At 68.4% G+C, this 22,811-nt stretch carries 21 protein-coding genes; 12 read left to right on the top strand and 9 right to left on the bottom strand.

Annotated elements, in window-relative coordinates; translation table 11 throughout:
* Positions 1–478 (bottom strand): isocitrate/isopropylmalate family dehydrogenase (locus Q8S40_RS23575; RefSeq protein ID WP_305672365.1); only part of this gene is annotated, 478 nt, incomplete at its 3' end.
* Between the two features lie 119 nt (positions 479–597).
* On the opposite strand from Q8S40_RS23575, the gene Q8S40_RS23570 reads away from it, so the two are divergent.
* Together Q8S40_RS23570 and Q8S40_RS23565 are read left to right on the top strand one after the other, a co-directional pair.
* Complete coding sequence (locus tag Q8S40_RS23570) at positions 598–1,365, top strand: alpha/beta hydrolase (protein WP_305672364.1); 768 nt, start codon at positions 598–600, stop codon at positions 1,363–1,365.
* Positions 1,366–1,375: 10 nt separating this feature from the next.
* The gene (locus Q8S40_RS23565; RefSeq protein ID WP_304812342.1) at positions 1,376–1,759 is read left to right on the top strand and encodes a VOC family protein; all 384 of its coding nucleotides are present in this window, start codon (positions 1,376–1,378) and stop codon (positions 1,757–1,759) included.
* Positions 1,760–1,766: 7 nt separating this feature from the next.
* Here Q8S40_RS23565 and Q8S40_RS23560 read toward each other — a convergent pair whose 3' ends face one another.
* From Q8S40_RS23560 to Q8S40_RS23540, 5 genes are all read right to left on the bottom strand, one after another.
* A complete protein-coding gene (locus tag Q8S40_RS23560; RefSeq protein ID WP_305672363.1) occupies positions 1,767–2,981 on the bottom strand; it encodes a mandelate racemase/muconate lactonizing enzyme family protein in 1,215 nt (404 codons plus the stop codon).
* A 133-nt stretch (positions 2,982–3,114) separates the two neighbouring features.
* Complete coding sequence (locus Q8S40_RS23555; RefSeq protein WP_305672362.1) at positions 3,115–3,879, bottom strand: RraA family protein; 765 nt, start codon at positions 3,877–3,879, stop codon at positions 3,115–3,117.
* Positions 3,876–4,889, bottom strand: coding sequence for a tripartite tricarboxylate transporter substrate binding protein (locus tag Q8S40_RS23550; RefSeq protein WP_305672361.1), 1,014 nt, complete (start codon positions 4,887–4,889; stop codon positions 3,876–3,878). The genes Q8S40_RS23555 and Q8S40_RS23550 overlap by 4 nt, the downstream gene beginning before the upstream one ends.
* Positions 4,886–5,563: a GntR family transcriptional regulator gene (locus Q8S40_RS23545; protein WP_305672360.1), complete on the bottom strand. Its 678-nt coding sequence runs from the start codon at positions 5,561–5,563 to the stop codon at positions 4,886–4,888. The genes Q8S40_RS23550 and Q8S40_RS23545 overlap by 4 nt, the downstream gene beginning before the upstream one ends.
* Before the next feature lie 80 nt (positions 5,564–5,643).
* Complete coding sequence (locus Q8S40_RS23540) at positions 5,644–6,921, bottom strand: beta-glucosidase (RefSeq protein WP_305672359.1); 1,278 nt, start codon at positions 6,919–6,921, stop codon at positions 5,644–5,646.
* Positions 6,922–7,136: 215 nt separating this feature from the next.
* On the opposite strand from Q8S40_RS23540, the gene Q8S40_RS23535 reads away from it, so the two are divergent.
* Genes Q8S40_RS23535 through Q8S40_RS23515 form a run of 5 tightly spaced genes read left to right on the top strand, consistent with a single transcriptional unit; the run spans position 7,137 to position 12,352 of the window.
* Positions 7,137–7,784, top strand: a complete 648-nt coding sequence (locus Q8S40_RS23535; protein ID WP_305672358.1) for a hypothetical protein — start codon at positions 7,137–7,139, stop codon at positions 7,782–7,784.
* Positions 7,785–7,799: 15 nt separating this feature from the next.
* Positions 7,800–8,750, top strand: coding sequence for a hypothetical protein (locus Q8S40_RS23530; RefSeq protein WP_305672357.1), 951 nt, complete (start codon positions 7,800–7,802; stop codon positions 8,748–8,750).
* 13 nt (positions 8,751–8,763) lie between these two features.
* Positions 8,764–10,395 (top strand): hypothetical protein, encoded by a 1,632-nt coding sequence (locus Q8S40_RS23525; protein ID WP_305672356.1) that lies wholly within the window; start codon positions 8,764–8,766, stop codon positions 10,393–10,395.
* Positions 10,392–11,747: a cytochrome P450 gene (locus tag Q8S40_RS23520; protein WP_305672355.1), complete on the top strand. Its 1,356-nt coding sequence runs from the start codon at positions 10,392–10,394 to the stop codon at positions 11,745–11,747. Before Q8S40_RS23525 ends, Q8S40_RS23520 begins: the two co-directional genes overlap by 4 nt.
* 56 nt (positions 11,748–11,803) lie before the next feature.
* On the top strand, positions 11,804–12,352 hold the full coding sequence (locus tag Q8S40_RS23515; protein ID WP_305672354.1) for a carboxymuconolactone decarboxylase family protein: 549 nt from the start codon (positions 11,804–11,806) through the stop codon (positions 12,350–12,352).
* 53 nt (positions 12,353–12,405) lie between these two features.
* Here the strand turns inward: Q8S40_RS23515 and Q8S40_RS23510 are convergent, their stop codons facing one another.
* Genes Q8S40_RS23510 through Q8S40_RS23500 form a run of 3 tightly spaced genes read right to left on the bottom strand, consistent with a single transcriptional unit; the run spans position 12,406 to position 17,179 of the window.
* Complete coding sequence (locus tag Q8S40_RS23510; RefSeq protein WP_305672353.1) at positions 12,406–14,370, bottom strand: hydantoinase B/oxoprolinase family protein; 1,965 nt, start codon at positions 14,368–14,370, stop codon at positions 12,406–12,408.
* Between the two features lie 11 nt (positions 14,371–14,381).
* Positions 14,382–16,439 carry a hydantoinase/oxoprolinase family protein gene (locus Q8S40_RS23505; protein ID WP_305672352.1) on the bottom strand — a complete coding sequence of 686 codons (2,058 nt, stop codon included), beginning with the start codon at positions 16,437–16,439 and terminating at the stop codon, positions 14,382–14,384.
* Complete coding sequence (locus Q8S40_RS23500) at positions 16,427–17,179, bottom strand: SDR family NAD(P)-dependent oxidoreductase (RefSeq protein ID WP_305672351.1); 753 nt, start codon at positions 17,177–17,179, stop codon at positions 16,427–16,429. The genes Q8S40_RS23505 and Q8S40_RS23500 overlap by 13 nt, the downstream gene beginning before the upstream one ends.
* A gap of 160 nt (positions 17,180–17,339) precedes the next feature.
* Here Q8S40_RS23500 and Q8S40_RS23495 point away from each other — a divergent pair, with 160 nt between their 5' ends.
* From Q8S40_RS23495 to Q8S40_RS23475, 5 genes are read left to right on the top strand one after another with little or no spacing between them, the layout of a single operon-like run.
* Positions 17,340–18,914, top strand: a complete 1,575-nt coding sequence (locus Q8S40_RS23495; protein ID WP_304810836.1) for an ABC transporter substrate-binding protein — start codon at positions 17,340–17,342, stop codon at positions 18,912–18,914.
* 31 nt (positions 18,915–18,945) lie between these two features.
* On the top strand, positions 18,946–19,950 hold the full coding sequence (locus Q8S40_RS23490; protein ID WP_305672350.1) for an ABC transporter permease: 1,005 nt from the start codon (positions 18,946–18,948) through the stop codon (positions 19,948–19,950).
* Positions 19,950–20,801, top strand: coding sequence for an ABC transporter permease (locus Q8S40_RS23485; RefSeq protein WP_304810832.1), 852 nt, complete (start codon positions 19,950–19,952; stop codon positions 20,799–20,801). Before Q8S40_RS23490 ends, Q8S40_RS23485 begins: the two co-directional genes overlap by 1 nt.
* The gene (locus Q8S40_RS23480; RefSeq protein WP_305672349.1) at positions 20,791–21,801 is read left to right on the top strand and encodes an ABC transporter ATP-binding protein; all 1,011 of its coding nucleotides are present in this window, start codon (positions 20,791–20,793) and stop codon (positions 21,799–21,801) included. The genes Q8S40_RS23485 and Q8S40_RS23480 overlap by 11 nt, the downstream gene beginning before the upstream one ends.
* On the top strand, positions 21,798–22,763 hold the full coding sequence (locus Q8S40_RS23475) for an ABC transporter ATP-binding protein (protein ID WP_305672348.1): 966 nt from the start codon (positions 21,798–21,800) through the stop codon (positions 22,761–22,763). The genes Q8S40_RS23480 and Q8S40_RS23475 overlap by 4 nt, the downstream gene beginning before the upstream one ends.
* The last annotated feature ends 48 nt before the right edge of the window (positions 22,764–22,811 follow it).

Raw genomic sequence — 22,811 nt, 5'->3', positions numbered from 1 at the left:
TCACCATGGTGTCGCGCGCCTCACGGTCCTCGATCATCTCGCCGCGGCCACGGGCCCAGAACAGGCCCTCCGTGCTCTCGCGCAGGATCACCAGGTCGATCTTCTCGGCACGCGGGTCACGCAGTGCCAGCGGCACGCCGGGGATGGCGCGGATCGGGCGGACGCCGGCATAGAGGCCAAGGCGAAAACGCAGGTCGAGCTGCGGCGCGATCTCCGTCCCGTCCGGGTAGCGGATGCCGGGCCAGCCCATGGCGCCGAGCAGGATGGCATCCGCCGCTTCCGCCTGGCGGAACACCTCCTCCGACATCGCGGTGCCGGTTTCCTGATAGACGAAAGCGCCGGCAGCGAGGGTTTCGGTGGACAGGCCGAGGCCGTGGCGGCGCACCAGCTTTTCCAGCACGAAGGTCGTGGCATCCGTGACTTCCACGCCAATGCCGTCACCCGGCATCACCGCAACCCGCATCGCATTGGTCGGCATGGACCGATCGCTCCCCTGAATCCCTTCGCTTATCCGTGGCGCGGAATGCGGCGCAGGTAAAGCCGGGCTTCCGATTGGCGGGCTTCCGTGGCAAGCGCCACGCTGATCGGGAGTGCGCGATGATTCAGAAAAGGGTCTGGCTGGATTACGACCAGGCGGCGCTGGATGCGGCCTATGACCAGCGGGTCTGGGCGCCGGACATGGCGGAATGGCTGGCGCGCTACCGCGCCGATACGGCCGCTGCCCGGCGCGCGCTGGGGCCGGAGACGCTATCCTATGGCCCGCATCTGCTGGACCTGTACCCCGCGAAGGGCGCCCCGCGCGGTGTTCACCTGCACATCCATGGCGGCGCCTGGCGGGCGCAGTCGCGTGATGATTCGGGCTTCCTGGCGCCGGCGCTGACGGCGGCGGGGTACGCGGTGGCGGTGCCGGATTTCAGCCTGCTGCCCGGGCGGCGCCTGCCGGATGTGGTGGCCGAGTTGCGCGATTGCGTTGGCTGGTTGCGGTCGCGCGGGCCGATCCATCTTTCGGGCCATTCCTCCGGCGCGCATCTGGCGGCGGTGCTGGCGACGGAGACGGAATTCGCCAGCGTCACCCTGGTCTCCGGCGTCTATGATCTGGAACCGGTGCTGCTGTCCGCGCGCCGCGCCTATGTGACGCTGGATGCGACGGAGGCCGCGGCGCTCAGCCCGCTGCGTCATGCCGCACGCCTCCGTGGCCGGCTGCGTCTGGCCTGGGGCACGGCGGAAAGCCCGGAATTCATCCGGCAGTCGGAGGCGATGGCCGCTGCCACGGGCGGCGACGCCTTCGTGCTGCCCGGCGTGAACCATTTCGCCGCCGCCTATGCGCCGGCCCAGGGCGCGCTGCACGCCGCGCTGACTGCCTGAGGAGCATCGCATGACGCCGAGCACCGCCATCACCTTCTTCTACTACCCGGACCTGTCCGCGGTGATTCCGTTCTATGAACAGACGCTCGGTTTCGCGCTGGTGCTGGACCAGGGCACGGCGCGCATCTATCGCGTCGCGCCCAACAGCTATTTCGGCATCGTCGATGGCAACAAGGGCCATCTGCGCCACCAGCCGCGCAGCGCGGCGCTGCTGACGCTGGTGGTGCCGGATGTGGCGGCGTGGCACGCGAAGCTCGCGGAGGCTGGCGTGCCGAAGCTGGGGCCGCTGCAGCGCGGCCCGCAGATCGAGCATTTCTTCTTCGAGGATCCGGCCGGCTACGCCATCGAGGTGCAGCGCTTCCACAACCCGGCGGTGGCCGCGCTGTTCGCCTGAAGCCGCTTCAGCGCCGGTCCTCAGGCAGGATCGCCATGCGCGGCGTGCGCGGTTGGTTGTACAGCGTCGCCGGCTCCGTCCCCTTCGGCCAGCCGCCGCTGGGCAGGCCGCAATTGCGGATCGAGGGATTGGCGGTGACGAAGGCCTCATTCAGCGTCACGCCAAGGCCCGGCGCCGTTGGCAGCAGCACATGGCCATCCTGCATCTCCGGCACCACGCCGTTGGTGACCTGCGCGCGACCGGGCCAATCCGGGTCCATGCGTTCCAGGATTAGTGCGTTCGGGATGGCCGCCAGCAGGTGGATGGCGGCGTATTCCGCCACCGGCCCCAGCGAGCCGGAATGTGGCGCCACGGTCGCGAAGCGCGCCTCCGCCATGCCGGCCAGTTTTCGCAACCCGGTCAAGCCGCCGGCGCGGCCGCTATCGGGCTGGATGACATCCACCAGATTCTCGAACAGCAGCGGCGCCACGCCATGCAGCCCGCCATGCCGCTCACCGGCGGCCAGCGGAACATCGACGGCACGGCGCAGCGCGCGGTAGCCCTCCATGTTCTCGGGCGCCAGCGGTTCCTCCACGAATAGCGGGCGCAGCTTGCCGAGTTCGCGGCAGATCTCGATGGCGTCCGGCAGGTTCAGCCAGGGCGGGCCGTGCAGGTCGATCATCAGGTCCACCTCGTTGCTGATGGCGGCGCGGATGGCCTGCGCCTTGGCGACGGGGTTGGCGACGCCGCCGGTCTTGATGGCGGTGTAGCCGCGCGCCACCGCATCCTTCGCCTGTTCCGGTGTCGAGGCATGGGTGTAGCAGCGGATGCGGTCGCGCATCCGGCCGCCGAGCAATTGCCAGATCGGCACGCCGAGCGCCTGGCCCTTGATGTCCCACAAGGCAGTGTCGATCGCGGCGATGGCGCCCTGGCCGACCACGCCATTCATGCCATGGCCCATCATGGCGACCGTCAGGCGCTGGCTGATGCGCTCGATGTCGAAGGCGTCCTGGCCGATGAGGAGATGGGCGAGGTCGGCCACCGCCGTCTCCACCACGCGCGGCCAGCCGCTGCCTTCGCCGAGGCCGGTGATGCCGGCATCCGTCTCCACCGTCACGAACAGCCAGTTGCGTGTGCCGGTGGTGATGCTGGTCTTCACATCGCCCCAGCCGGAGACGCCAAGCGGCCCCGCCTGCATCAGATGCGTGCGGATCGCGGTAATACGTGGATTGGAACTGGTCATTGTGCGGTGATTCCAGCTTGGCGGATGACGCGGCCCCGACGTTTGATCTCGGCGGCGACGAAGGTGGTGGAGGCGGCGGGGCTTTCGCTCACGCGCAGCAGGATGCTGTGCCACGCATGTTCTGTTTCCCCGCTCAGAAATAACCGCCCTTGGCGCTGATCTCGGCGACGGAATCGCCCTGTTCGATCCAGGTGAAGATCTCCCGCTCGAGGCCCAGGATCTCCTCGCAACGCTCCAGCACCGGCAGGGCGATGGCGCGCGGCACCACCACCACGCCATCCATATCCGCCACCACGATATCGCCGGGATGCACCATGACCGGCCCGATGCGGAGTGGCACCTGGAAGTGGGACAGCATGGCGCGGCCAAGCGCCGCATTGGGGTGGCGGAAGCGACAGAAGACCGGAAAATCCGCATCCATCACCTGCCGCGTATCGCGCACGCCGCCATCGATGGCCACGCCGCGTACGCCGCGTGCCTTGGCCGCCGCCGTCATCACGCCGCCCCAGGCGGTGGAATCCTCGGCGCCGCCAGCATCCCAGATCACGAAATGGCCGTCGCCCATTGCCTCCAGCATGGCGCCGCGCAGCGTCATCTCGCCGGTGACCTGCGTGTTCGGGGCACTTTTCGCGGTGAAGGCGAAGCCGGCGGTGCAGGGCTGCTCGGGCCGCAGCGGCTGGATGCGCATCGGCAGCGCCTGGTCCATCAGTGCGTGTTCGCGCAGTACGTCCGAGACGGCGCCGGTGTAGAGCTTCGCATACCGGTCCAGCAGCGGCTTCTCGGCAATGTGCAGCGGGGCGAGCGGCCGCGCCTCGCGTTCCGCCACCAGCCAGTCGAGGCGCATGGCCTTGACCTCCGCACGCAGCCGCGCGGCGGGGTCTTCGCTGCGCGCGCTCATTGCACGGTGATTCCGGCGTCGCGGATCAGGGAGGTCCAGCGACCCAGCTCGGCGCGATACAGGGCATCGAAGGCGGCGGGGCTGGCGCTGGCCACGGGCTCGATCGACAGCGCCTTCATCCGGGTTGTGAATTCCGGTGATTGCACGGCGGCGACGGTCGCGGCGTGCAGGGCGGCGATGGCGGCATCCGGCGCCCCGGCGCGCACGCAGATGCCCTGCCAGGATCGCATCTGCGCCTCCACCGGCAGCCCGGCCTCACCGAAGGAGCGCACATCCGGCATGCCTTCCGCCCGGTTCTGTTGCATCACGCCGAGGATCTTCACCCGGCCTTCCGCCGCGGCGGGCGCCTGGTAGCTGGCCACCAGGTCGAACATCATCTCCACATCGCCGGACAGCAGCGCCTGGAACGCCGGCGCGCCGCCGCGATACTGCACCCCCTCAAACCGCCCACCGACCGTGCGGAACAACAATTCCGCCCCGAGATGGGATGAGGTGCCGACGCCGGCCGTGCCGATGGTAACGCCCGGGCCCTTGGCGCGGGCGATGGCCTCCTCGATCGTCGTGATGCCGGACCGGGCGCTGGCCATCACCACCACCGGCAGGGCGGTGAGCTGGCCGCACATCTGCAGATCCCGCGAAGGGTCGTAGCCGAGCTGCGCAATCAGGCCGGGATTGGTCACCAGCTGAAGCCCGGCGAGCGCCATGGTGTGGCCATCGGCCGGCGCCTGCATCACGGCCTGGGTCGCGATGTTGCCGGAGGCGCCGGGGCGGTTCTCCACGATCATGTTCTGGCCGAGCGCCTTGCCCATCTCCGCCGCCGCAAGCCGGGCGACGAGGTCTGCGGTGCCGCCCGGCGCGAAGCCGACGATCAGCCGCAGCGGCCGCTCCGGTCGCCAGGCGGGGTTCTGCGCGCGGGCCGGGGCCGCGAGGCCAGCGAGCGCCGTGCCGAGCAGCAGGCGGCGGGTGGGGCCGGTTGGTCCCGGCGCGGCAGAAAGGCGCGGTGGCATCATGGGTTGGGTTTCCTTCCTTGTTCTTCGGCGAACCGTTCGAGCAGGTCGCGCTTGGCGGATTCCACATGGGCGAAGGCGGCTTCCGCGGCCGCCTCCGCATCCCTGGCGCGCAGGGCGGCCAGGATGATCTCGTGCTGCGCGGCGGCGCGCCGCATGCGCTCCGGGCCGTAGCCCAGGCGCAGCCGCACGGCGTTGACGAAGGCGGTGCGCGCGGCGACCACCGCCTGCGCCTGCGGGTTGTCCGCGGCGCTGTCGATGGCGGCGTGAAACGCCTCGTTGTGACGCAGCGCCTCGGCCGGGTCGCCGCGTTCGGCCGCGGCGGCGAAGGCGGCGGCATGGGTGGCGATGCCTTGCAGCTGTGCGGCCGTCGCGCGTTCGGCGGCACGGCGGGCGAGCAGGGACTGCAGGGCGCCGCGCAGGTCATACAGGTCGGCGAAAAGCTTCGCGTCCAGCAGCGGCACGATGGCGCCGCGGTGCTGGCGGATCTCCACCAGGCCCTCACCCTCCAACGACAGCAGCGCTTCCCGCACCGGGCTGATGGAGACGCTGTGCTCCAGCGCCAGGGCGCCGAGGGTACGGTGCGTACCGGGCGGCCAGTCACCGCTCAGGATGGCGCTGCGCAGCCGGTCGCGGAGGATGGCGTAGGCGGGGGTGGAAGCGTTGGGAAGGGCCATGACCCATCCTGCACATTAGATTTTATAAAATGCAAGATGCGAAAGCGGGCGCCCTGCGACGCCCGCCCAGCCGCACCGGGTCAGGACGCCGCGAAAATCGCCTCGAACAGCGCCTGCTGCCGCGCCAATTCCTCCGCCAGCGGCTGGTAGACCGGGCGGCGGGTGCCGTCATGCGGCGCCATCTCCAGCAGGCCATTGGCGCAGTAGCGGTCATCATCCCAGCCGGGGTGGCTCATGATCGGGTAGATGCAGATGCCCTCCAGCTTCACCCCGGCCAGCACCGCATCGCGCATCGCGCGGCCGATGTAGTTCAGCCATTCCGGGCGTTCCGGCCCCTCGATGCCGGTCTCGGACAGCAAGATGGGCCGCTCGTAGCGCTCCTGGTAATCCTGCATCAGCCGGGCGAGCGGGCGGTAGCGCGGGTCGTCGGCGCCGATCCGCCCGCCGTGGTGCACCCATTGGTGGTTCCAGTAGTAGTTCATCCCGACCACGTCGAAGCAGTTTTCGCCACCACCGAGGCCCGGTTCAAGCTGCCCATCCAGCATGTCCAGCGCCACATGCTGTTCCGCGTTCAGCGCGGCGATCCGCGCCGGGTCCTGCCCGGGTCCGGCGGCGATGTGCACCAGCGGCTCGATCGCCATCACGGTCGCGCCCGGCGCGGCCGCGCGCACCGCATCCGCGGCGGCGATCGAGGCACGCACCAGGTTGCGCCGCATCTCCGCGCCGCGGCCTGTGGTGCCCGGGTTGATCCAGCCCATCTCGCCGCCGCCATGGCTGAGGAAGGAGATCTCGTTGATCGGGCAGAGCATTGGCGCGCGCCCGGTCTCCGCCAGATGCAGCCGGGCGAAGGCGCCGGCGTAGCGGGCGAAGTGGTCCACGAAAGCGCCGGAGAAGACATCGAGGTGATCCGGCCAGCCGAAATGCATCAGGTCCCAGGTGATCTGCGCCCCGGCCTGTTCGCCGGCTCGCAGCATCGGCAGCAGGGATGACCAGTCATATTGACCAGGCTGCTGTTCCACCAGGTGCCAGCGCACGCCGTCACGTATCGCGGAGATGTCGTGTTCGCGAAGCTGGCGGTAGTCCTGCAGCGCGAAGGTGTCGTGCTGGGTGGCCGCGATGACGTCCAGCCTGCGGCCATCGCCGCGGCGATGCGTGGAGCATTCGAAACCGCCGAGGAAGAAGCTGTCGAACAGCGTTGGCGTGAAATCCCGCACCGTCGCGGGGGCCTCGGATTCCGCACGTAATCCCGTCGGCGCCAGCGCGGCCCCGGCGACCAGGCCGGAGAGGAAGCCGCGACGCGAAAGAGGGGTTTTCGCGTGGTTCTGCGGCGGGAACCGGCCGCCCTTTGGCTGTGCCATGATTTGTCCATAATTCCGGGGTTGCCGGGCCAACGCGGGGGCCTGTGGCGGGTTGCTTCCGCCGGCGCATCGGCGCCGCGCGGTACGAAGCAATGTTTCCGACCGTTTCGCACAACCTCGGCGCGAAGTGTTTTATCTTGCAACCACCGCTCGGGGCGATAGCGTGCCCCGGTTCGCGCGGCGCAGGCCGCGCCGCGAAAAGGGGGGTGGGGCCGATGTCGAATGTCGCGGGCAAGGCCTATGGGATGAACGTCGTCACCCCCATGCGGCCCTGGAAGACCTGGATCAACCGGCTGCTCTTCATGGTGGCGCGCACCCAGCCGCAGCAGCTTGGCGGGCTGCTTGGCCTGTCCATCATCCATTTCGCGCGCTGGGTGATGATCAGGCGGGACCAGTGGCCGGATCTCGGCCAGGGCAAGCCGGATATCGAGAATGACTACATGCTGTTCGTCAGCAATTTCAACGGCACCTGGGACCAGTACATCGACGCCTTCAGCGACGGCATCCCGAACGGGTTGGACCTGTTCTGGTATTCCAGCACGAAATACCCGGGATCGATCCCGATCACGCCCTTCAAGAACTACATCCGCGCCAACCAGGTGGATTGCGCCTATTACTACAACGCCACGCCCGGCGCGGCGCAGCGGGACATCAAGGCGGCGCTGCGCGTCTGGGCGGCGCTGGATGATCTGCGCGCCCGGCATGCCGCGATGACACCGGCGGAATTCGCGCTGGCCTATCGCCGCGCCTTCATCACCGTGCAGAACGACCTGCCCTCCCACGGCTATGCCCCGGTGGCGAGCAATGACACGCAGAATGCCGACCTGAACCGCGAGGCGCTGATCCGCCGGCCACCGACCTGAGCAGGAGCCCGAGCCATGCCCAATTTCGATGGTGGCCACTACTTCCTGACCGTGCTGATCCCGGTGCGCGCCGGGCTGTGCACCGATCCACGCACCGATGCGACCGTCACCTCCCACGCCCAGGCCTTGCGCGGCCGGCTGGTGGCGCTGCCGACGGCGTTGCAGACGCCGGCGACCGAGAAGATCGGCGTCAACAGCCCATTCGCGCGCAGCGACCGCACGCATTTCGCGCGCTTTGCCATTCTCGACGATGTCGCCTTCAACGGCCGTGGCCAGCGCGATCCGATCAAGGTGGCGCTGAAGCTTTCGCCGCAGCCGAGCGTGACGGATCCGGTGGATCGCCTGCCCTGCGCGTATCTGATCCTGGTGGCGGATTTCGACGCGCCGGATAGCAGCAATGCCGCGCTGGCGGATTACCTGACGCATCTGTGGTCCGTGATGGAGCCGGAGCTGCGCGAGATTCTGGAACATACGGAAGGCCATGACCGCGCCACCGATGCCGCCGGTTTCGTGCGGCTGATCCGTGCCTGCCAGATCGAGACCACCATGCCGTTCAACGACTACTGGCAGGGCGCGCCGCCGCTGTCGCCGCTGCCGCTGCGCAACCTGCTGCTGCCCGCCATCGTCTCCGCCGGGGCGCTGGTGCTGGGGCTGGTCATCGGCCTGTTCAGCAGCGCCTGGCTGTGGCTGGCCCTGGCGGGGCTGGTGGCGCTGCCGCTGGCGCTGTGGTTCGCCTATTCCCGCGTGATGGCCGCCGGCGCGCAGCCCTTCCCCATGGCGCCGCGATCCGACCTGCCATCCGTGCTGAAGGCGCTGTACCTGCAACAGCATTTTACGCGATTTGCGACGGACACGCAGGGCATGAGCCCGGAGGCGCTGCACGCCGCCTTCGGCGAATTCCTGGTGACGCATCGGCCGGAGGATACGGCCCAACCCACCCAGCACCGTGGCGTGGTGCGGTGTTGAGGAGGCGTTGAAAATGGCCACACAGCTCGACCTGGCGGATATCCAGGGCAATGTCCTGACCGCCTATGGCAAGATGGGCTTCCCCAAGGGGCGCTGCCTGCTGCTGAACGTCGCGGATGGGCGGGCCGGGCGCAAATTGCTCGACATGGTGCGGCCCTTCGTGACCACGGCGCTGCGCTGGCCCTCCTCCAAGGACAAGGCGCCGCCGCCGGGCACGGTGTTCCAGCGGCGGCCGCAGGTGGCGGTGAATGTCTCCTTCACCTTTTGGGGGCTGCTGGCGCTCGGCGTGCCGATCCGCACGCTGCGCGGCATGCCGGATGAATTCATCGATGGCATGCCGGCCCGCGCCGACATCCTCTGCGACAATTTCCCGCACGCGATCGGCGAGACCTGGGACCCGGTCTGGCTGTGGCAGGACGACCCGCGCAGGCGCGTGCATGTGCTGGTCACGCTGAACGCGCAGATGAACCCGGACGGCACGCCGGTGGCGCGGCTGGAGGAGGTGACGGCGGAGATCGAGGCGCTGGTGCGCGCGACAGATGGCAAGGTCACGCTGCTATCCGGCCATCGCGGCCCGGATGCGCGCTGGCAGGACCTGTCCGCGCTGATGGAGCCCGGCCCGGATGGCAGCCCGGTGCCCAGCCCGAAGGAGCATTTCGGCTTCACCGACGCCATTGGCGATGCGGTGTTCGATGGGCAATACGCGCCGGATCGCATGGTCGGTTCGGTGGTAGGTCAGGGCAAGCTGCTGCCGGACCAGAGCTGGGCGCCGCTCGCCACCGGGGAATTTCTGCTCGGCCATCCGGATGAATCGCAGGAGATTCCGGGCGCCGGCATGCCGCTGCCCTTCAGCCGCAACGGCACCTTCGTCGCCTATCGCAAGCTGCACCAGAATGTCGCCGCCTGGCGCGATGCGATGGACCGCATGGCCACGCAATTCGCCGCCGTGATGCAGGTGCCGCAGGAGGAAGCCTGCGAGACGCTGAAGGCGAAGATCGCCGGCCGATGGTCCGATGGCGTGCCACTGATGGCGGCCGGCACCTATGCCGAATGGCGCGCCTTCCAGAACCGCCGTGCCGAGGCCGAGAAGCGGGCGGACAAGGCAACGCTCGCCGCGCTGGCGCGGGAGATGGTGGATTTCACCTTCCGCAGCGACCCGCATGGCGCCAAATGCCCCTTCGGATCGCATCTGCGGCGGTCCAACACGCGGGACATGATGGACCCGCTGCTGGCCTCCAACGACCCGAAGCAGCTCAACGGCTCCGTCCTCAACAACCGCCGCCGCATCCTGCGCCGCGGCCTGCCTTATGGGGAGGCGGTGCCTGGGGCGACGACGGATGACCAGGAACATGGCATCGTCATGCTGGCGACCTGCGCCAACCTGTTCCGGCAATTCGAATTCATCCAGCAGCAATGGATGCAGTACGGGCTGGACTTCCACACCGGCAACGACACCTGCCCGATCGTCGGCAATCACGGGCCGGAGGCCAAATTCGTCATCGCCGCGGACCCGGCCGGCGACAAGCCGCCCTTCATCTGCGACCGCCTGCCGCAATTCGTCGAGACGCGCGGCGGCGAGTATTTCTTCACCGCGAGCATGACGGCGCTGCGCATGATCGCCGCCGGAATCGTGGACCCGACATGAGCGGCTTCTTCGGCAATGCCGCGCGCGCGACCGGGGTGCGGCTCGGCATGGCGGGCGCCGCGCTGGGGGCGGCGGGCAGGCTGGCGGCGCGCGGCGCGCGGGCCTATTCCGGCGGCGCGGAGGGCCGCGGGCAGCGCATCGCGGCGATGCTCGGCACCACCGAGAATCAGCGCCTGATCTTCGCCCTGCTGCGCGCGGCGCGGCCGAACCTGGCGCTGAAGCGCAAGCTGATCGCGGCCTACGAGAATACCGGCACCGTCATCGTCACCCGCCACGCCGATGTGACGGAGGTGCTGGAGCGCGAGGCCGATTTCGCCGTGGTGTATGAGCCGAAGATGCGCGCCATCACCGATGGCGAGAACTTCTTCCTCGGCATGCAGGACAGCTCCGCCTATACGCGCGATGTCTCCAACATGCGCCTCGCGGTGCGGCGCAGCGACGTGCCGGAGATCGTCATCCCCTATGTGGCGCAGCAGGCGGAGGCGATCGTCGCCGCTTCCGGCGGGCGGATCGACGTGCCGGAGGCGCTGACGCTGCCGGTGCTGACCGGCTTGCTCGGCCATTATTTCGGCACGCCCGGCCCCTCCGGCCCTGTCATGGCCGACTGGACCACGCGGATGTTCTGGTACCTGTTCGTGGACCTGGCGGGGGAGGAGGCGGTGACGCGCGCGGCGATGGACTCCGCCAGCGCCTGCCGCGGCTACCTCGATGCCACCATCGCGGCGCGCAAGGCGCAGCCAACCGGCACGGACCAGGTGCTGGATCGCTGCCTGGCGTTGCAGGCGGCCGGCGCGCCGGGGATGGACGACCTCGGCATCCGCAACAATGTGATCGGCCTGCTGATCGGGCTGGTGCCCACCCTGTCCAAGGCGAGCGTCAAGGCGCTGGACACGCTGCTGGACCGGCCGGAGGCATTGGCCGCCGCCCAGGCCGCCGCCCGCGCCGATGACGATGCCGCGCTCGCGGCCTTGCTGTGGGAGGCGCTGCGCTTCGACCCGGTGAACCCCTTCATCTATCGCCGCGCGGTGCGGGAGACGGTGATCGCGCGCGGCACCTTGCGGGCGCAGCGCGTGCCCGCCGGCGCCATGGTGCTGGCCGCCAACCTCTCCGCCATGTTCGACCCCATCGCGCATGACCGGCCCGAGGATTTCCGCGCCGGGCGCGGGGCGGAAGCCTATATCCTCTGGGGCTACGGCATGCACACCTGCTTCGGCGCGCATATCAACCAGGCTGTCATCCCGCAGCTACTGAAGCCGCTGCTGCGCCAGCCAGGGCTGCGCCGCGCCGGCCCGGTGGATGGCGCCGGCACGCCCTTCCCGGTGCATTTCCCGGTCACCTTCGACGCCGCCTGACCGGCTTGCGCCGCATCGCCACGGCTGGTCTGCTACCCGAAACGGAGGAGGCCGCCATGGCGAGACTGCCCTATCGCGACGTCACTGACCTGGCGCCGGAGGACCAGGCGCTGCTGGTGCGCCCGGTCAACCTGTACCGCGCCATGGTGAACAGCCCGGGCATGACGCGCGCCTTCCTGGGCCTCGCGAATCATATCCGCCATCACAGCGTGCTGGATGCACGTCTGCGCGAATTGGCGATCCTGCAGGTGGGGTGGGTGGCGCGCAGCGCCTATGAGTGGTCGCACCATGTTTCCATCGGGCGCGATTTCGGCGTGACGGATGCCGAGATTGCGGCGATCGCCGTCGAGACGAATGGCGGTGTCTCCGCCCTGGAGCCCGCCGCCCGCGTCGTGCTGCGCGCCGCGCGGGAAATGGCGCAGGGCGCGGATACGCTGAGCGATGCCACCTTCGCCGAGGTGCAGGCGCATCTGGACATTGCCAGCCTGACCGACCTGCTGGTGATCATCGCCTTCTATTGCGGCGTGGTGCGCTTCCTCGGCGCGGCGGGGATCGAGGTGGAGCCGTCCTACCAGCCCTGCCTCGACCAGCACCCGCTGCGGTGAGCATTTTCAAGTCAGGCTGCTTCGCCTGACGACTCGGAAAATGCGACCAGTGATCATCCGACGATCTGCGGGAAATCCTGGCGTAGCGCGGCGAAAGCGGCACGCACCTCGCTGCCATCGCCGCGCCTTTCCGCCGCTTGCTCCACGCGGGCGAAGATCTGCCGCTTGGCGTAGTGGCGCCAGTGGATCGGCAGGCTGGCCAGGATTGCCGTCAGCGCCGCGTAATTCGCATCCGTCCAGACCTGCTCATAGGCTTCGCGCTCCGGCCCCGGATCGAAGTCGCGATGTGGCGCGGCGGCTTGGGCGGCGCGCAGGCGCTGCGTTTCCGCCGCATCGCCCGCCACCACGCCATAGTCACGCGCCGCCGCCTGCTCCGAAACCTTGCCCGCGGCGAGGTCTGCCTCCACGGCCGCCACCGGCCTTTCCCAGGCCGGGCCCCAGCCGGAGGCGCCGGAGCAGACAATGCGGATGACATCGCCGGGGTCCAGCGTCACCACATCGGTATTGCCCAGATTCTCCGCCCGCGCCGTGCATGGATTGCGCCAGAACTGCGATGCCGCGCCGGGCAGCCCGCCCTGCACACCCCAGGACCGGAAGCGGGACCGGTCGCGGTTGCGCGCCGTTACCACGGTGCCCGGCGCATGCACGCGGAATTCCAGCACCGTCGCCATGCCGCCGCGATGCTTTCCAGCGCCGCCGGAATCCGGCTCCAGCCCGTAGCGCAGGATGCGGATGGGCACTTCCGCCTCGTTGATCTCGACCGGCGTGTTTTTCAGGAAGCCGCTATTGCCGCCGGAGCCATCATTGCCGTCGCCATCCGGCGCACCGCCGCCGCCGCCTGTGATGGGGTCGATCGCCGCCATCACGCGGCGGCCAGTGCGATTGTCCGTGGTGTTCACATTCATCATCGGCCCGCCGCTGGCGGGGCCGGCCGGCAGGCGGTCCGGCACCGCGCGCTGGAAGGCGCCCATCAGCACGCCCTGCAGCCGCATGCAGGTCATGGAGCGCATGCCGACCGCGGCGGGGAAGACCGGGTTCAGCACGGTGCCCTCCGGCACGATGCAGGTGGCGGGCCGCACCAGCCCGCCATTCAGCAGCATGGTCGGGTCCAGCGTGTAGAGCACGTAGTTCCACCCCACCATAAGCAGGATGTGTCGCGCCGACCCGCCCGTCGGCATGTTCAGCGAGGCGGTGAGCTGCGGGTCGGAGCCGGTGAAGTCCAGCTCCGCCGTCTCGCCCCGGATGCGCATGTTGAGCTGTAGCCGGCAGGGCAGGCCGCCCGGCGAATCCTCATCGAGGTAGTCGTGGAATTCGTAGTCGCCATCGGGGATGCCGGCCAGCACGCGCCGCGCCTGCCGGTCCGCCAGATCCAGCAGCCCCTCCATCCCGGCCCGGAAGGTCGCCAGGCCGAAGCGGCGGATCATTTCGTGCACCTTGCGCTCACCCGTCGTCATGGCGGCGAGCTGGGCCTTCAGGTCGCCCCAGTTCTGCGTCGGCGCGCGGACATTCAGCAGCATGATGTCGAGCAGCCGCTGGTCCAGCACCCCCTCCGCCACCAGTTTTACGGGCGGGAAGCGGATGCCCTCCTGGTGCACCTCCGTCAGCGCACGCGACAGCGAGGCGGGGACGGCGCCGCCGACATCGGTATTGTGGATATGGCCGACGGCGAAGCAGACCAGCTCACCCTCCCAGAAGATCGGCTTCCACAGATGGATGTCCGGCGAATGGGTGCAGACGAAGCCGCTATAGGGATCGTTGGTCATGCCGACATCGCCCTCGCGATAGTCGGACAGCGCGCGGATCACGGGGCCGTATTCCAGGCCGATGAACCAGGTGGCGCCCAATTCGCGCGGACTGGCAAAGGTCAGCCCCTCCGGCGTGCAGAGGCCGGTGGTGAAATCCTCCGTCTCCTTCACGAAGGTGGAATGGGCGGTGCGGAACAGGGTGAAGGCCATCGCCTCCGCCGCCGCCTGGGCGTGGTTGCCGAAGATCTGCAAGGTGACCGGGTCGATGGACATGGCGCGTCTCCTCAGCCGGCCGTCAGGCGCAGATTGCCGAAGCGGTCCACCTCGCCGGTCATGCCGGGGGGGATGCAGCTTGTGGTGTCGTCCTGCAGCACGATGCAGGGGCCGCTGAAGCGGTGGCCGTGGCGCAGCGCGCTGCGGAGATAGAGCGGTGCGGATTGGGCGCGGCCGTCGAGCCAGACCTCCACCTCGCGCAGGATCTCGGGCGTGCCTTCCACGCGGTCCTGTTCCGGAAAGCGCGGCGTGGGGACGGTGCCGGCGACCACCATCCGCAGCGCGATCGCTTGGATCGGCGCGCCGCGATCGGCATGGCCGTACAGCTTTTCGTGGGCCTGGTGGAAGGCCTCCTCCATCGCGGCCAGGTTGCCGGCTTCGATCCAGGCGGCCTCCAGTGGCACCTCGATCTCGAAGGACTGGCCTCGGTAGCGCATTTCGGCGGAGGGTTTGTAGGTGACCTCGCCCTCAAAACGCTGGTCCTCGCGGATCCAGCGCGTGGCTTCCGACCGCAGCCGCGCGAAGGCCGCGACCAGGCCGGGCAGGGCGGCGGCGTCGAGATCGGCATAGACCGTCTCAATGAAGTCGCTGCGGATATCGGCGATCAGCCCGCCGAGGGCCGACAGCACGCCGGGCGTCAGCGGGATCAGCACCTCCCGCATCCCCAGCTCCCGCGCCAGCAGCGCGCCCAGCATGGGGCCGGCGCCGCCGAAGGGCATCAGGCAGAAATCGCGCGGATCGACGCCCTGGCGCGCGGCGAGCTTGCTGACCTCCCGGTACATGCTGCTGACCGCGACCTGCACGATCGCCTCCGCCGTCTCCTGCCGGCTGCGGCCGAGCGCCTGCGCCACCTCGTCCACCGCCTGCGCGGCAAGGTCGGCGCTGACGCGCACGCTGTCATAGCCCAGCGCGCCATGGCCGATGAAGCCGAGCACGCACATCGCATCGGTGATGGTGGCGCGCGTGCCGCCACGGCCGTAGCAAGCCGGGCCGGGGGTGGAGCCGGCGCTTTCCGGCCCTACCGTCAGCAGCCCCAGCGCATCCACCGCCGCGATGGAGCCGCCACCCTCGCCGATCGAGGTGACGGCGACGGTCGGGATATAGACCGGGAAATCGCCAACCCTCTCCCCGGTGCCGTAGCTCGGCGCGCCATCGGCGATGACGGCGACATCCGCGCTGGTGCCGCCGATATCCAGGCTCATCGCGCGCGGCACGCCGGCGGCGCGCGCCACGAAGGCGGCGCCGATGGCACCCGCCGCGGTGCCGGACAGCAGCATCTCCACGCAGCGCGTCTTGCCGAGCTCCGCGCGCATCACGCCGCCATTGGATTTCGTCACCATCGGCTCCACCACCACCCCGGCTTCCAGCAGGGCGCGTTGCAGGGAGGCGAGGTAGAAGGCGACGCGCGGCTGCACATGGCCATGCACCACGGCGGTGACGCTGCGCTCATATTCGCGGATGATCGGCCAGATATCGGCGGAGCAATAGACCGGCATGTCCGGCCGCAGCTTCTTCAGCAGCGCCTGCGCCGCATGTTCCTGGGCCGGGTTGCGGTAGCTGTGCAGCAGGGCGAGCACGACGCCCTCCGCGCCGCGCGCCTCCGCCTGGTCCAGCGCCGCAAGCACCGAGGCCTCGTCCAGCGGTTCGGCCTCGCTGCCATCTGCGTTCAAACGACCGTCGATCTCGATCACGCGTTCGCGCGGCACCAGCGGCGGCGGGCGGCGGGACAGCAGGTCGTAGGGGTCCGGCGTCTTCAGCCGCGCCAGCTCCAGCACATCCCGGAAATTGCGGGTGACGAACAGCGCGAGCGGGATGCCCTTGCGCTGGATCACCGCATTCACGCCGACCGTGGTGCCATGCGTGAACCAGGCCAGATCGGCCGGAGCGATGCCGAAACGCGATTGCACCCCCCGCAGCCCGTCGATTACTTCCTGCCCCGGCGTCGCCGGGGTGGACAGCACCTTCAGCGTCGAAACCTCCCCGGTCGTCTCGTTCAGCACGCAGAAATCCGCGAAAGTGCCGCCGATGTCGACGCCGAGCCGGTAGCGCACGGGGCTCAGATCTCCCATTGGAAGCCATCGATGGTGATGGCCTGGCCGGTGATGAAGAAGGGCTCTGCCGTGGCGAGGAAGGCGACAAGCTGCGCCACATCCGCCGGCGTGCCGAGGCGGCCGAGCATGATCTTCTTCGCCAGCTCCGGCCCGCGCGCCTTGGTAAGGCTGTTGCCGACCTCGGTCTCGATCACGCCGGGGCAGACGCAGTTGATGGCGATCTCCGGTCCCAGTTCCTTGGCCAGGGCCTTGGTCATGCCGATGATGCCGGCCTTGGCCGCGGCATAGGAGAATTTCGAGACCGCGCTGGTCACGCCGCCGGTATGCGCGTTCAGCGAGGACATGGAGATGATGCGCCCGCCGCCGCCTTCCTGCATCAGCGGCACCAGGGCCTGGATGTAGTTGAAACAGGATTTGAGGTTCACCGCGATGGTGCGGTCGAAGGCTTCCTCCGTGATCTCCAGGATGCCGGTGGGGTTGCCGCGGCCGGCATTGTTCACCAGCACATCGATCCGGCCGAAGCGGGTGCGGACCTCCGCCGCGATCTCGCGCGCCCTGGCATGGTCGGCGACATCGGCCTCGGCGATCATCGCCTGGCGGCCCATGGCCTCCACCTCTGCCTGGGTGCGTTCCATTTCGGCGCGCAGAAGGTCGACGATGACGATGTCGTATCCGCGTTCTGCCAGCACATGCACGCAGCCTCGGCCGATGCCGCGTGCCCCGCCGGTCACCAAGGCGAGCTTCCGATCGCTCGGCATATGTCCTGTCCTTCCGAAGCTGCTTGCAACGACGCTATCTGTGCGGCCATCCTCCCGCAACCGGGGGTGTCGCGGAAGCGTGAGGCGCCTTGACGCCGGTATTTTTCGCGGTGCAACCTTCCGCAACGCAGACAGGGACGCGACAATGGAAAAGCGCGACATGAGCAGCCTCTCGGCTGGGGTCCGTCGGCGGACCCTGTTGGCCGCCGGCGCCGCGGTGGGCGTGGCTGGCCTGCCACGCATTGCGGAGGCGCAGCGCGGCGGCGGTGGGCGCATCGTCTTCGCCAATGGCAGCGCCTATGACACGATGGACCCGCACGCCACCTTCGATGTCGGCCGCGTCGCCTATCGGCTCAACTGCTATGACGGGCTGATGCGCTGGGTGGACAACCCGCCGAAGCTGGAGCCGTGGCTGGCGGAATCCTACACCACCTCCGAGGACGGCAAGACCTACACCTTCAAGCTGCGCGAGGGCGTCACCTTCCATGATGGCGCGCCGCTGACGGCGGAGGATGTGGTCTATTCCATGGAGCGAATCCTGGCGGTGAAGAAGGGCGCCTTCCCGCTTTTCGCCCCGCTGGTCGCGCCTGGCAGCACCAAGGCGCTGGACCGCCACACGGTACAGTTCAACCTGACCACGCCATCGGCCATCTTCGCAGCGACCACCCACGACATCTATGTGGTGAACAGCGCGCTGCTGAAGCGCAACGAGCGGAATGGCGATTGGGGCGAGGCCTTCATCAGCCGCAACGACGCCGGATCGGGTTCCTACATCATCCGCCGCTTCGATCCGGCACGCGGCTTCCTGGCGCAGCGCTTCGACAACCACTTTCTCGGCCCGGCGGGCATCGCCGAGATCGATTTCCGCTATGTGGCGGAGGTCAACAGCCGTGTGCTCGGCCTGATCCGCGGCGACTTCCAGGGCACCGACCCCTACATGCCGCAGGACCAGATCGTCCGCCTGCAGGGCGATGCGAACCTGAATGTGCTGGAGGCGGAGTCGACCCGGCTGTTCTACGCCTGCATCCACAACCAGCGCGCGCCGATGAACGATGTGAACTTCCGCAAGGCGCTGTGCCACGCCTTCGACTATGATGGCTGGATCAACAACATCCTCGGCGGGTCCGTGGTGCGCAACACCGGGGTGGTGCCGAACCCGATGTGGGGTGCGCCGAAGGACCTTGCCGGCTACACCTATGACATCGACAAGGCGAAGTGGTACCTGGCCCGCGTGCAGGCGCCGATGCGGGAGATCGTGGTGGCCGGCATGATTGGCTACGAACAGTCGATCCAGGCCGCGTCCCTGCTGCAGAACGGCCTGACCCGCGCCGGTATCCAGAGCCGCCTGCTGAACGAACCCTGGCCGGTGGTTTCCAACAAGATGCGCGATCCGGAGCAGATGTACGACCTGCTGTTCCTGTGGCGCTCCACCTATTACGCGGACCCGCACAACTGGGCCGGCGAGCTCCTGGCCACAGAACGCCATCGCGGCGGCAATGCCTCCTACTATTCCAACCCGGAGGTGGACCGGTTGCTGGCCGAGGCGCTGGCGACGCCGGAGCAGGCGAAGCGCGCGCCGTTGTATGAGCAGGTGGCGCGCATTTCGTCCGAGGATGCGGCGGCGATCTTCATCCACAACACCAAGTGGTATGGACCCTTCCGCAAGAATGTCAGCGGCGTGCGGTTCTGTCCGATCGGGGACGGGCAGGAGATGCGCTGGCTCAGCATCGCGTGACAAAAGGACTGCGTGACGGGGTTTCGGCCCCGTGAAGATTTTCGTCCTGGTCGTCAACCGCGTGATCTGGTTCGTGCCGACACTGCTCGGCCTGTTGGCGATTGTCTTCTTCATTTCGCACGTCATCCCGGCCGACCCGGCGGCCTTCGCCGCCGGGGAGAACGCCTCCGCCGCCACCATCGCGGAGATGCGGGCGCGGCTGGGTTTGGACCAGCCGCTGCATATCCAGTTCCTGCGCTATGTGCAGTCCATCCTGAGCGGCGATATGGGCCGCAGCATCTATACCGGGCGTCCTGTCTCGGAGGATCTGCTGAGCCGGCTTCCGGCCACTTTGGAGCTGACACTGGTCACCGTGGTGGTCGCGGCCCTGATCGGCGTGCCGCTCGGCGTGGTCAGCGCGTTGCGGCGCAATTCCTGGGTCGATCATGCGCTGCGCTTCGTCACTATCGCGGGTCTCGCCATTGCCAGCTTCTGGTTCGCGATCCTGCTCCAGCTGTTTTTCTCCATGCAGCTCGGCATCACGCCGTTGACCGGACGTGTCGAGGGCTGGGGTCCGGAGCCGATCACCGGTTTCTATATCATCGACTCCCTGATCAACTGGGACATGGAGACGCTGCTGGATGCCTTCCATCACCTGATCCTGCCGGTTGCCACCCTGGCGCTGCCGGCGGCCGCCACCATCGTGCGGTTCACCCGCGCCGGCGTGCTGAACGCGCTGGAGAGCAACTATGTGCTGTACGAAACAGCGATGGGCTATCCGCGCAGCCAGATCGTCTGGAAGTATGTTCTCCGCAATGCGCTGATCGGCACGGTCACGCAGATCGGCCTGATCTTCGGCATCCTGCTGGCCGGCGCCGTGGTGGTGGAGGCGGTGTTCGACTGGCCGGGGCTGGGCATGTTCGCGGTGAACTCCATCCTCAACTCGGATTATAATGCGGTGATGGGCTTCACGCTGATCGCGGGCACCATGTTCATCGTGGTCAACCTGCTGGTCGATATCCTTCAGGGGCTCATTGACCCGCGGGAGACCCGCTGATGAGGCAGGTGTTTCGCAAGCTGGCGGAAGATCGCTCCTCGATGCTGGGGCTGGCGCTGATCCTGATCGTGGTGTTCGCGGCGATCCTGGCGCCCTGGCTGTCCACCCACCCGGGCGACGTCACGGAATTCCACACGGCGATCCGCCTCAGCCCGCCCAATGCGGATAACTGGCTGGGCACGGACCGCATGGGCGCCGACATCTATTCCCGGCTGCTGTATGGCGCCCGCATCACCATCACCATCGCGGTCGTCGCCATCCTTGTCGCGGTGCTGATCGGCGTGCCGGTGGGGCTGGTCGCCGGCTACTATGAAGGGCTCGGCAGCGACCTGCTGATGCGTGGCTCGGACGTGTTCCTGGCCGTGCCGCAGATCGTGCTGGCGATTGCCATCGCGCAGACGCTGGGGCCATCCATCGAGAACGTCATCCTGGCGCTGTCGGTTACCTATTGGCCGTTCTGGGCACGGCTGGTCTATGCCGAGACGCGGTCCTGCAAGAACGAAACCTTCGTCGAGGCGGCCATTGCGCTCGGCTGTTCGCCCTGGCGCGTGATGGTGCTGCACATCCTGCCCTCCATCTCCTCCTCCATCATCGTCCGCACCACCATCGGCATGGGTGGCACCATTCTGACGGCGGCGACGCTGGGCTTCCTCGGGCTCGGCCCACCTCCGCCGACGCCGGAATGGGGGCGCACCATTGCGGAATCGCGCGAATTCCTGCCGATGGCGTGGTGGTATGCGGCCTTTCCGGGGCTTGCGATCTTCATCGTGGTGATGGGCTTCAACCTGTTGGGCGATGGGCTGCGCGACGTGCTCGACCCCCGGCTGCGGCGGGCCTCCAGTGGAAAGTGACCTGATCGCGGTGCGCGACCTGCGCGTCGCCTTCGCCTCCGATGCCGGGCTGGCGAAGGTGCTGGATGGGGTGAGCTGTTCGATCCGGCCGGGCGAAATCCGCGGGTTGGTCGGTGAATCCGGTTGCGGCAAGACGACGCTGGCGCGCGCCATCCTCGGCATCCTGCCGCCGAACTCGGCGCGCATCCAGGGCGGCCAGGTGCTATTCGGTGGGCGGGACCTGCTGACCGTGCCGGAAGCGGCGCTGGCGCGGGAGGTGCGGGGGCGGGAGATCGCCTATATTCCGCAGGACCCCTCCACCGCCTTCAATCCGGTCTTCACCATCGGCACCCAGATCGCCGATCTGATGCACTGGAAATCGCCGCTGCTGCGCGACCCGTCCTTCAGGGGCAATGCCCGCGCGCGGCGGGAGGCGGACCTGGCCCGCGTGGTGGAATGGCTGCGCCTGGTGCAATTGCCGAACCCGGAGGCGCTGCTGCGCAAATACCCGCATGAGGTCTCCGGCGGCCAGCGCCAGCGGCTGATGATCGCCATGGCGCTGCTGCCGGAGCCGAAGCTGGTGATCGCGGATGAACCGACCACCGCGCTGGACGTGACGGTGCAGGCGCAGATCCTGAAGCTGCTGAAGGGTCTGGCGCGGGACCGTAACGTCGCCGTTCTGTTCACCACGCATGACCTCGGCGCGGCGTATGAAATCTGCGACCGGATCACCGTGATGTATGCGGGGCAGGAGGTGGAGGAAGCGCCGGTCGCGGAATTCTTCAACCGCCCGAGCCACCCCTACACCCGCAAGCTGCTGGACAGCCTGCCCAGCGCCGAGACCGGGCTGCGCGGCATTCCCGGCGAAATCCCGCGCCTGATCGACCCGCCACCGGGCTGCCGTTTCAACCCACGCTGCGAACGCGCCACCGAGATCTGCCAGCAGCGCCCGCCGGCCGAGCTGGCCGGCCCCGGCCATAGCGTGCGCTGCCACCACCGGCTGACGGAGTTCGCGGCGTGAGCGCGCCCATCCTTGAGGTCGAGAACCTCCGCAAATACTTCCCCGTGCGGAATTTGTGGAAGCGCCGCGTCGGCTGGCTGCGGGCGCTGGATGATGTGTCCTTCGCTGTGCAGCCGGGTGAGATCCTCGGCATCGTCGGCGAATCCGGCTGCGGCAAATCTACCCTCGGCAAGACGCTGATGGGCATCCACACCGCGACCCAGGGCCGCATCCTGTTCCAGGACCAGGACATCGCGCCGCTCAAGCCGCATCAGAGCCGCAAATTCCGGCAGCATCTGCAATACTGCTACCAGGACCCCGGCGCCTCGCTGGACCCGCGCTGGACCATCCGTGCCTCGCTGCACGAACCGCTGATCGTGCATACCGAACTCGGCGAGGCGGAGCGCGAGGCACGGGTGCGGGAGATCCTGGCGGCGGTGGGGCTGCCGGAGACGCATCTCGATCTCTATCCGCATGAGATCAGTGGCGGGCAGCAGCGCCGCGTCGGGCTGGCGCGTATTCTCACGCTGAAGCCATCGGTCGTGATCCTGGATGAGCCGACATCGGGCCTCGATGTCTCCGTGCAGGCCACGATCCTGAAGCTGTTCCTGTCCTTGCAGCAGCAGTTCGGGCTGACCTACCTGTTTGTCTCCCACGACCTGTCCGTGGTGCGGCTGATCTGCGACCGGGTGGCGGTGATGTATCTCGGGCGCATCGTGGAAATCGGCGAGACGGCGCAGGTCTTCGCCACGCCGCGGCACCCCTATACGCAATCGCTGCTGGCCGCGATTCCGAAGATCGGCGGCGCGCGCGTGACGGATACCTTTTCCTTGGAAGGTGAGCCGCCGAGCCCCACCAACCTGCCCTCCGGCTGCCGCTTCCGCACGCGCTGCCCGAAGGCGCAGCCGCTCTGTGCGGAGCAGGACCCGGCGCTGCGGGCGGATTGGCCGAAGCAGCAGGCCGCCTGCCACTTCGCGGAATAGCCGCGCCGGGATTGCACAGGAACGAAGTTCGGCGCGAGACTGCGGCAC

Origin of the sequence: Falsiroseomonas sp. (genome assembly GCF_030695085.1) — a bacterium.
Classification (GTDB): domain Bacteria; phylum Pseudomonadota; class Alphaproteobacteria; order Acetobacterales; family Acetobacteraceae; genus Falsiroseomonas.
This window is presented reverse-complemented; position numbering and strand designations above follow the sequence as displayed.

Excerpts from the sequence above, each read along its gene's own strand:
- Q8S40_RS23540 (WP_305672359.1), bottom strand. The coding sequence starts at position 6,921 with ATGGCACAGCCAAAGGGCGGCCGGTTCCCGCCGCAGAACCACGCGAAA.
- Q8S40_RS23520 (WP_305672355.1), top strand. The coding sequence starts at position 10,392 with ATGAGCGGCTTCTTCGGCAATGCCGCGCGCGCGACCGGGGTGCGGCTC.
- Q8S40_RS23555 (WP_305672362.1), bottom strand. The coding sequence starts at position 3,879 with ATGAGCGCGCGCAGCGAAGACCCCGCCGCGCGGCTGCGTGCGGAGGTC.
- Q8S40_RS23565 (WP_304812342.1), top strand. The coding sequence starts at position 1,376 with ATGACGCCGAGCACCGCCATCACCTTCTTCTACTACCCGGACCTGTCC.
- Q8S40_RS23535 (WP_305672358.1), top strand. The coding sequence starts at position 7,137 with ATGTCGAATGTCGCGGGCAAGGCCTATGGGATGAACGTCGTCACCCCC.
- Q8S40_RS23515 (WP_305672354.1), top strand. The coding sequence starts at position 11,804 with ATGGCGAGACTGCCCTATCGCGACGTCACTGACCTGGCGCCGGAGGAC.
- Q8S40_RS23525 (WP_305672356.1), top strand. The coding sequence starts at position 8,764 with ATGGCCACACAGCTCGACCTGGCGGATATCCAGGGCAATGTCCTGACC.
- Q8S40_RS23505 (WP_305672352.1), bottom strand. The coding sequence starts at position 16,439 with ATGGGAGATCTGAGCCCCGTGCGCTACCGGCTCGGCGTCGACATCGGC.
- Q8S40_RS23550 (WP_305672361.1), bottom strand. The coding sequence starts at position 4,889 with ATGATGCCACCGCGCCTTTCTGCCGCGCCGGGACCAACCGGCCCCACC.
- Q8S40_RS23560 (WP_305672363.1), bottom strand. The coding sequence starts at position 2,981 with ATGACCAGTTCCAATCCACGTATTACCGCGATCCGCACGCATCTGATG.
- Q8S40_RS23500 (WP_305672351.1), bottom strand. The coding sequence starts at position 17,179 with ATGCCGAGCGATCGGAAGCTCGCCTTGGTGACCGGCGGGGCACGCGGC.
- Q8S40_RS23510 (WP_305672353.1), bottom strand. The coding sequence starts at position 14,370 with ATGTCCATCGACCCGGTCACCTTGCAGATCTTCGGCAACCACGCCCAG.
- Q8S40_RS23495 (WP_304810836.1), top strand. The coding sequence starts at position 17,340 with ATGAGCAGCCTCTCGGCTGGGGTCCGTCGGCGGACCCTGTTGGCCGCC.
- Q8S40_RS23545 (WP_305672360.1), bottom strand. The coding sequence starts at position 5,563 with ATGGCCCTTCCCAACGCTTCCACCCCCGCCTACGCCATCCTCCGCGAC.
- Q8S40_RS23530 (WP_305672357.1), top strand. The coding sequence starts at position 7,800 with ATGCCCAATTTCGATGGTGGCCACTACTTCCTGACCGTGCTGATCCCG.
- Q8S40_RS23570 (WP_305672364.1), top strand. The coding sequence starts at position 598 with ATGATTCAGAAAAGGGTCTGGCTGGATTACGACCAGGCGGCGCTGGAT.
- Q8S40_RS23485 (WP_304810832.1), top strand. The coding sequence starts at position 19,950 with ATGAGGCAGGTGTTTCGCAAGCTGGCGGAAGATCGCTCCTCGATGCTG.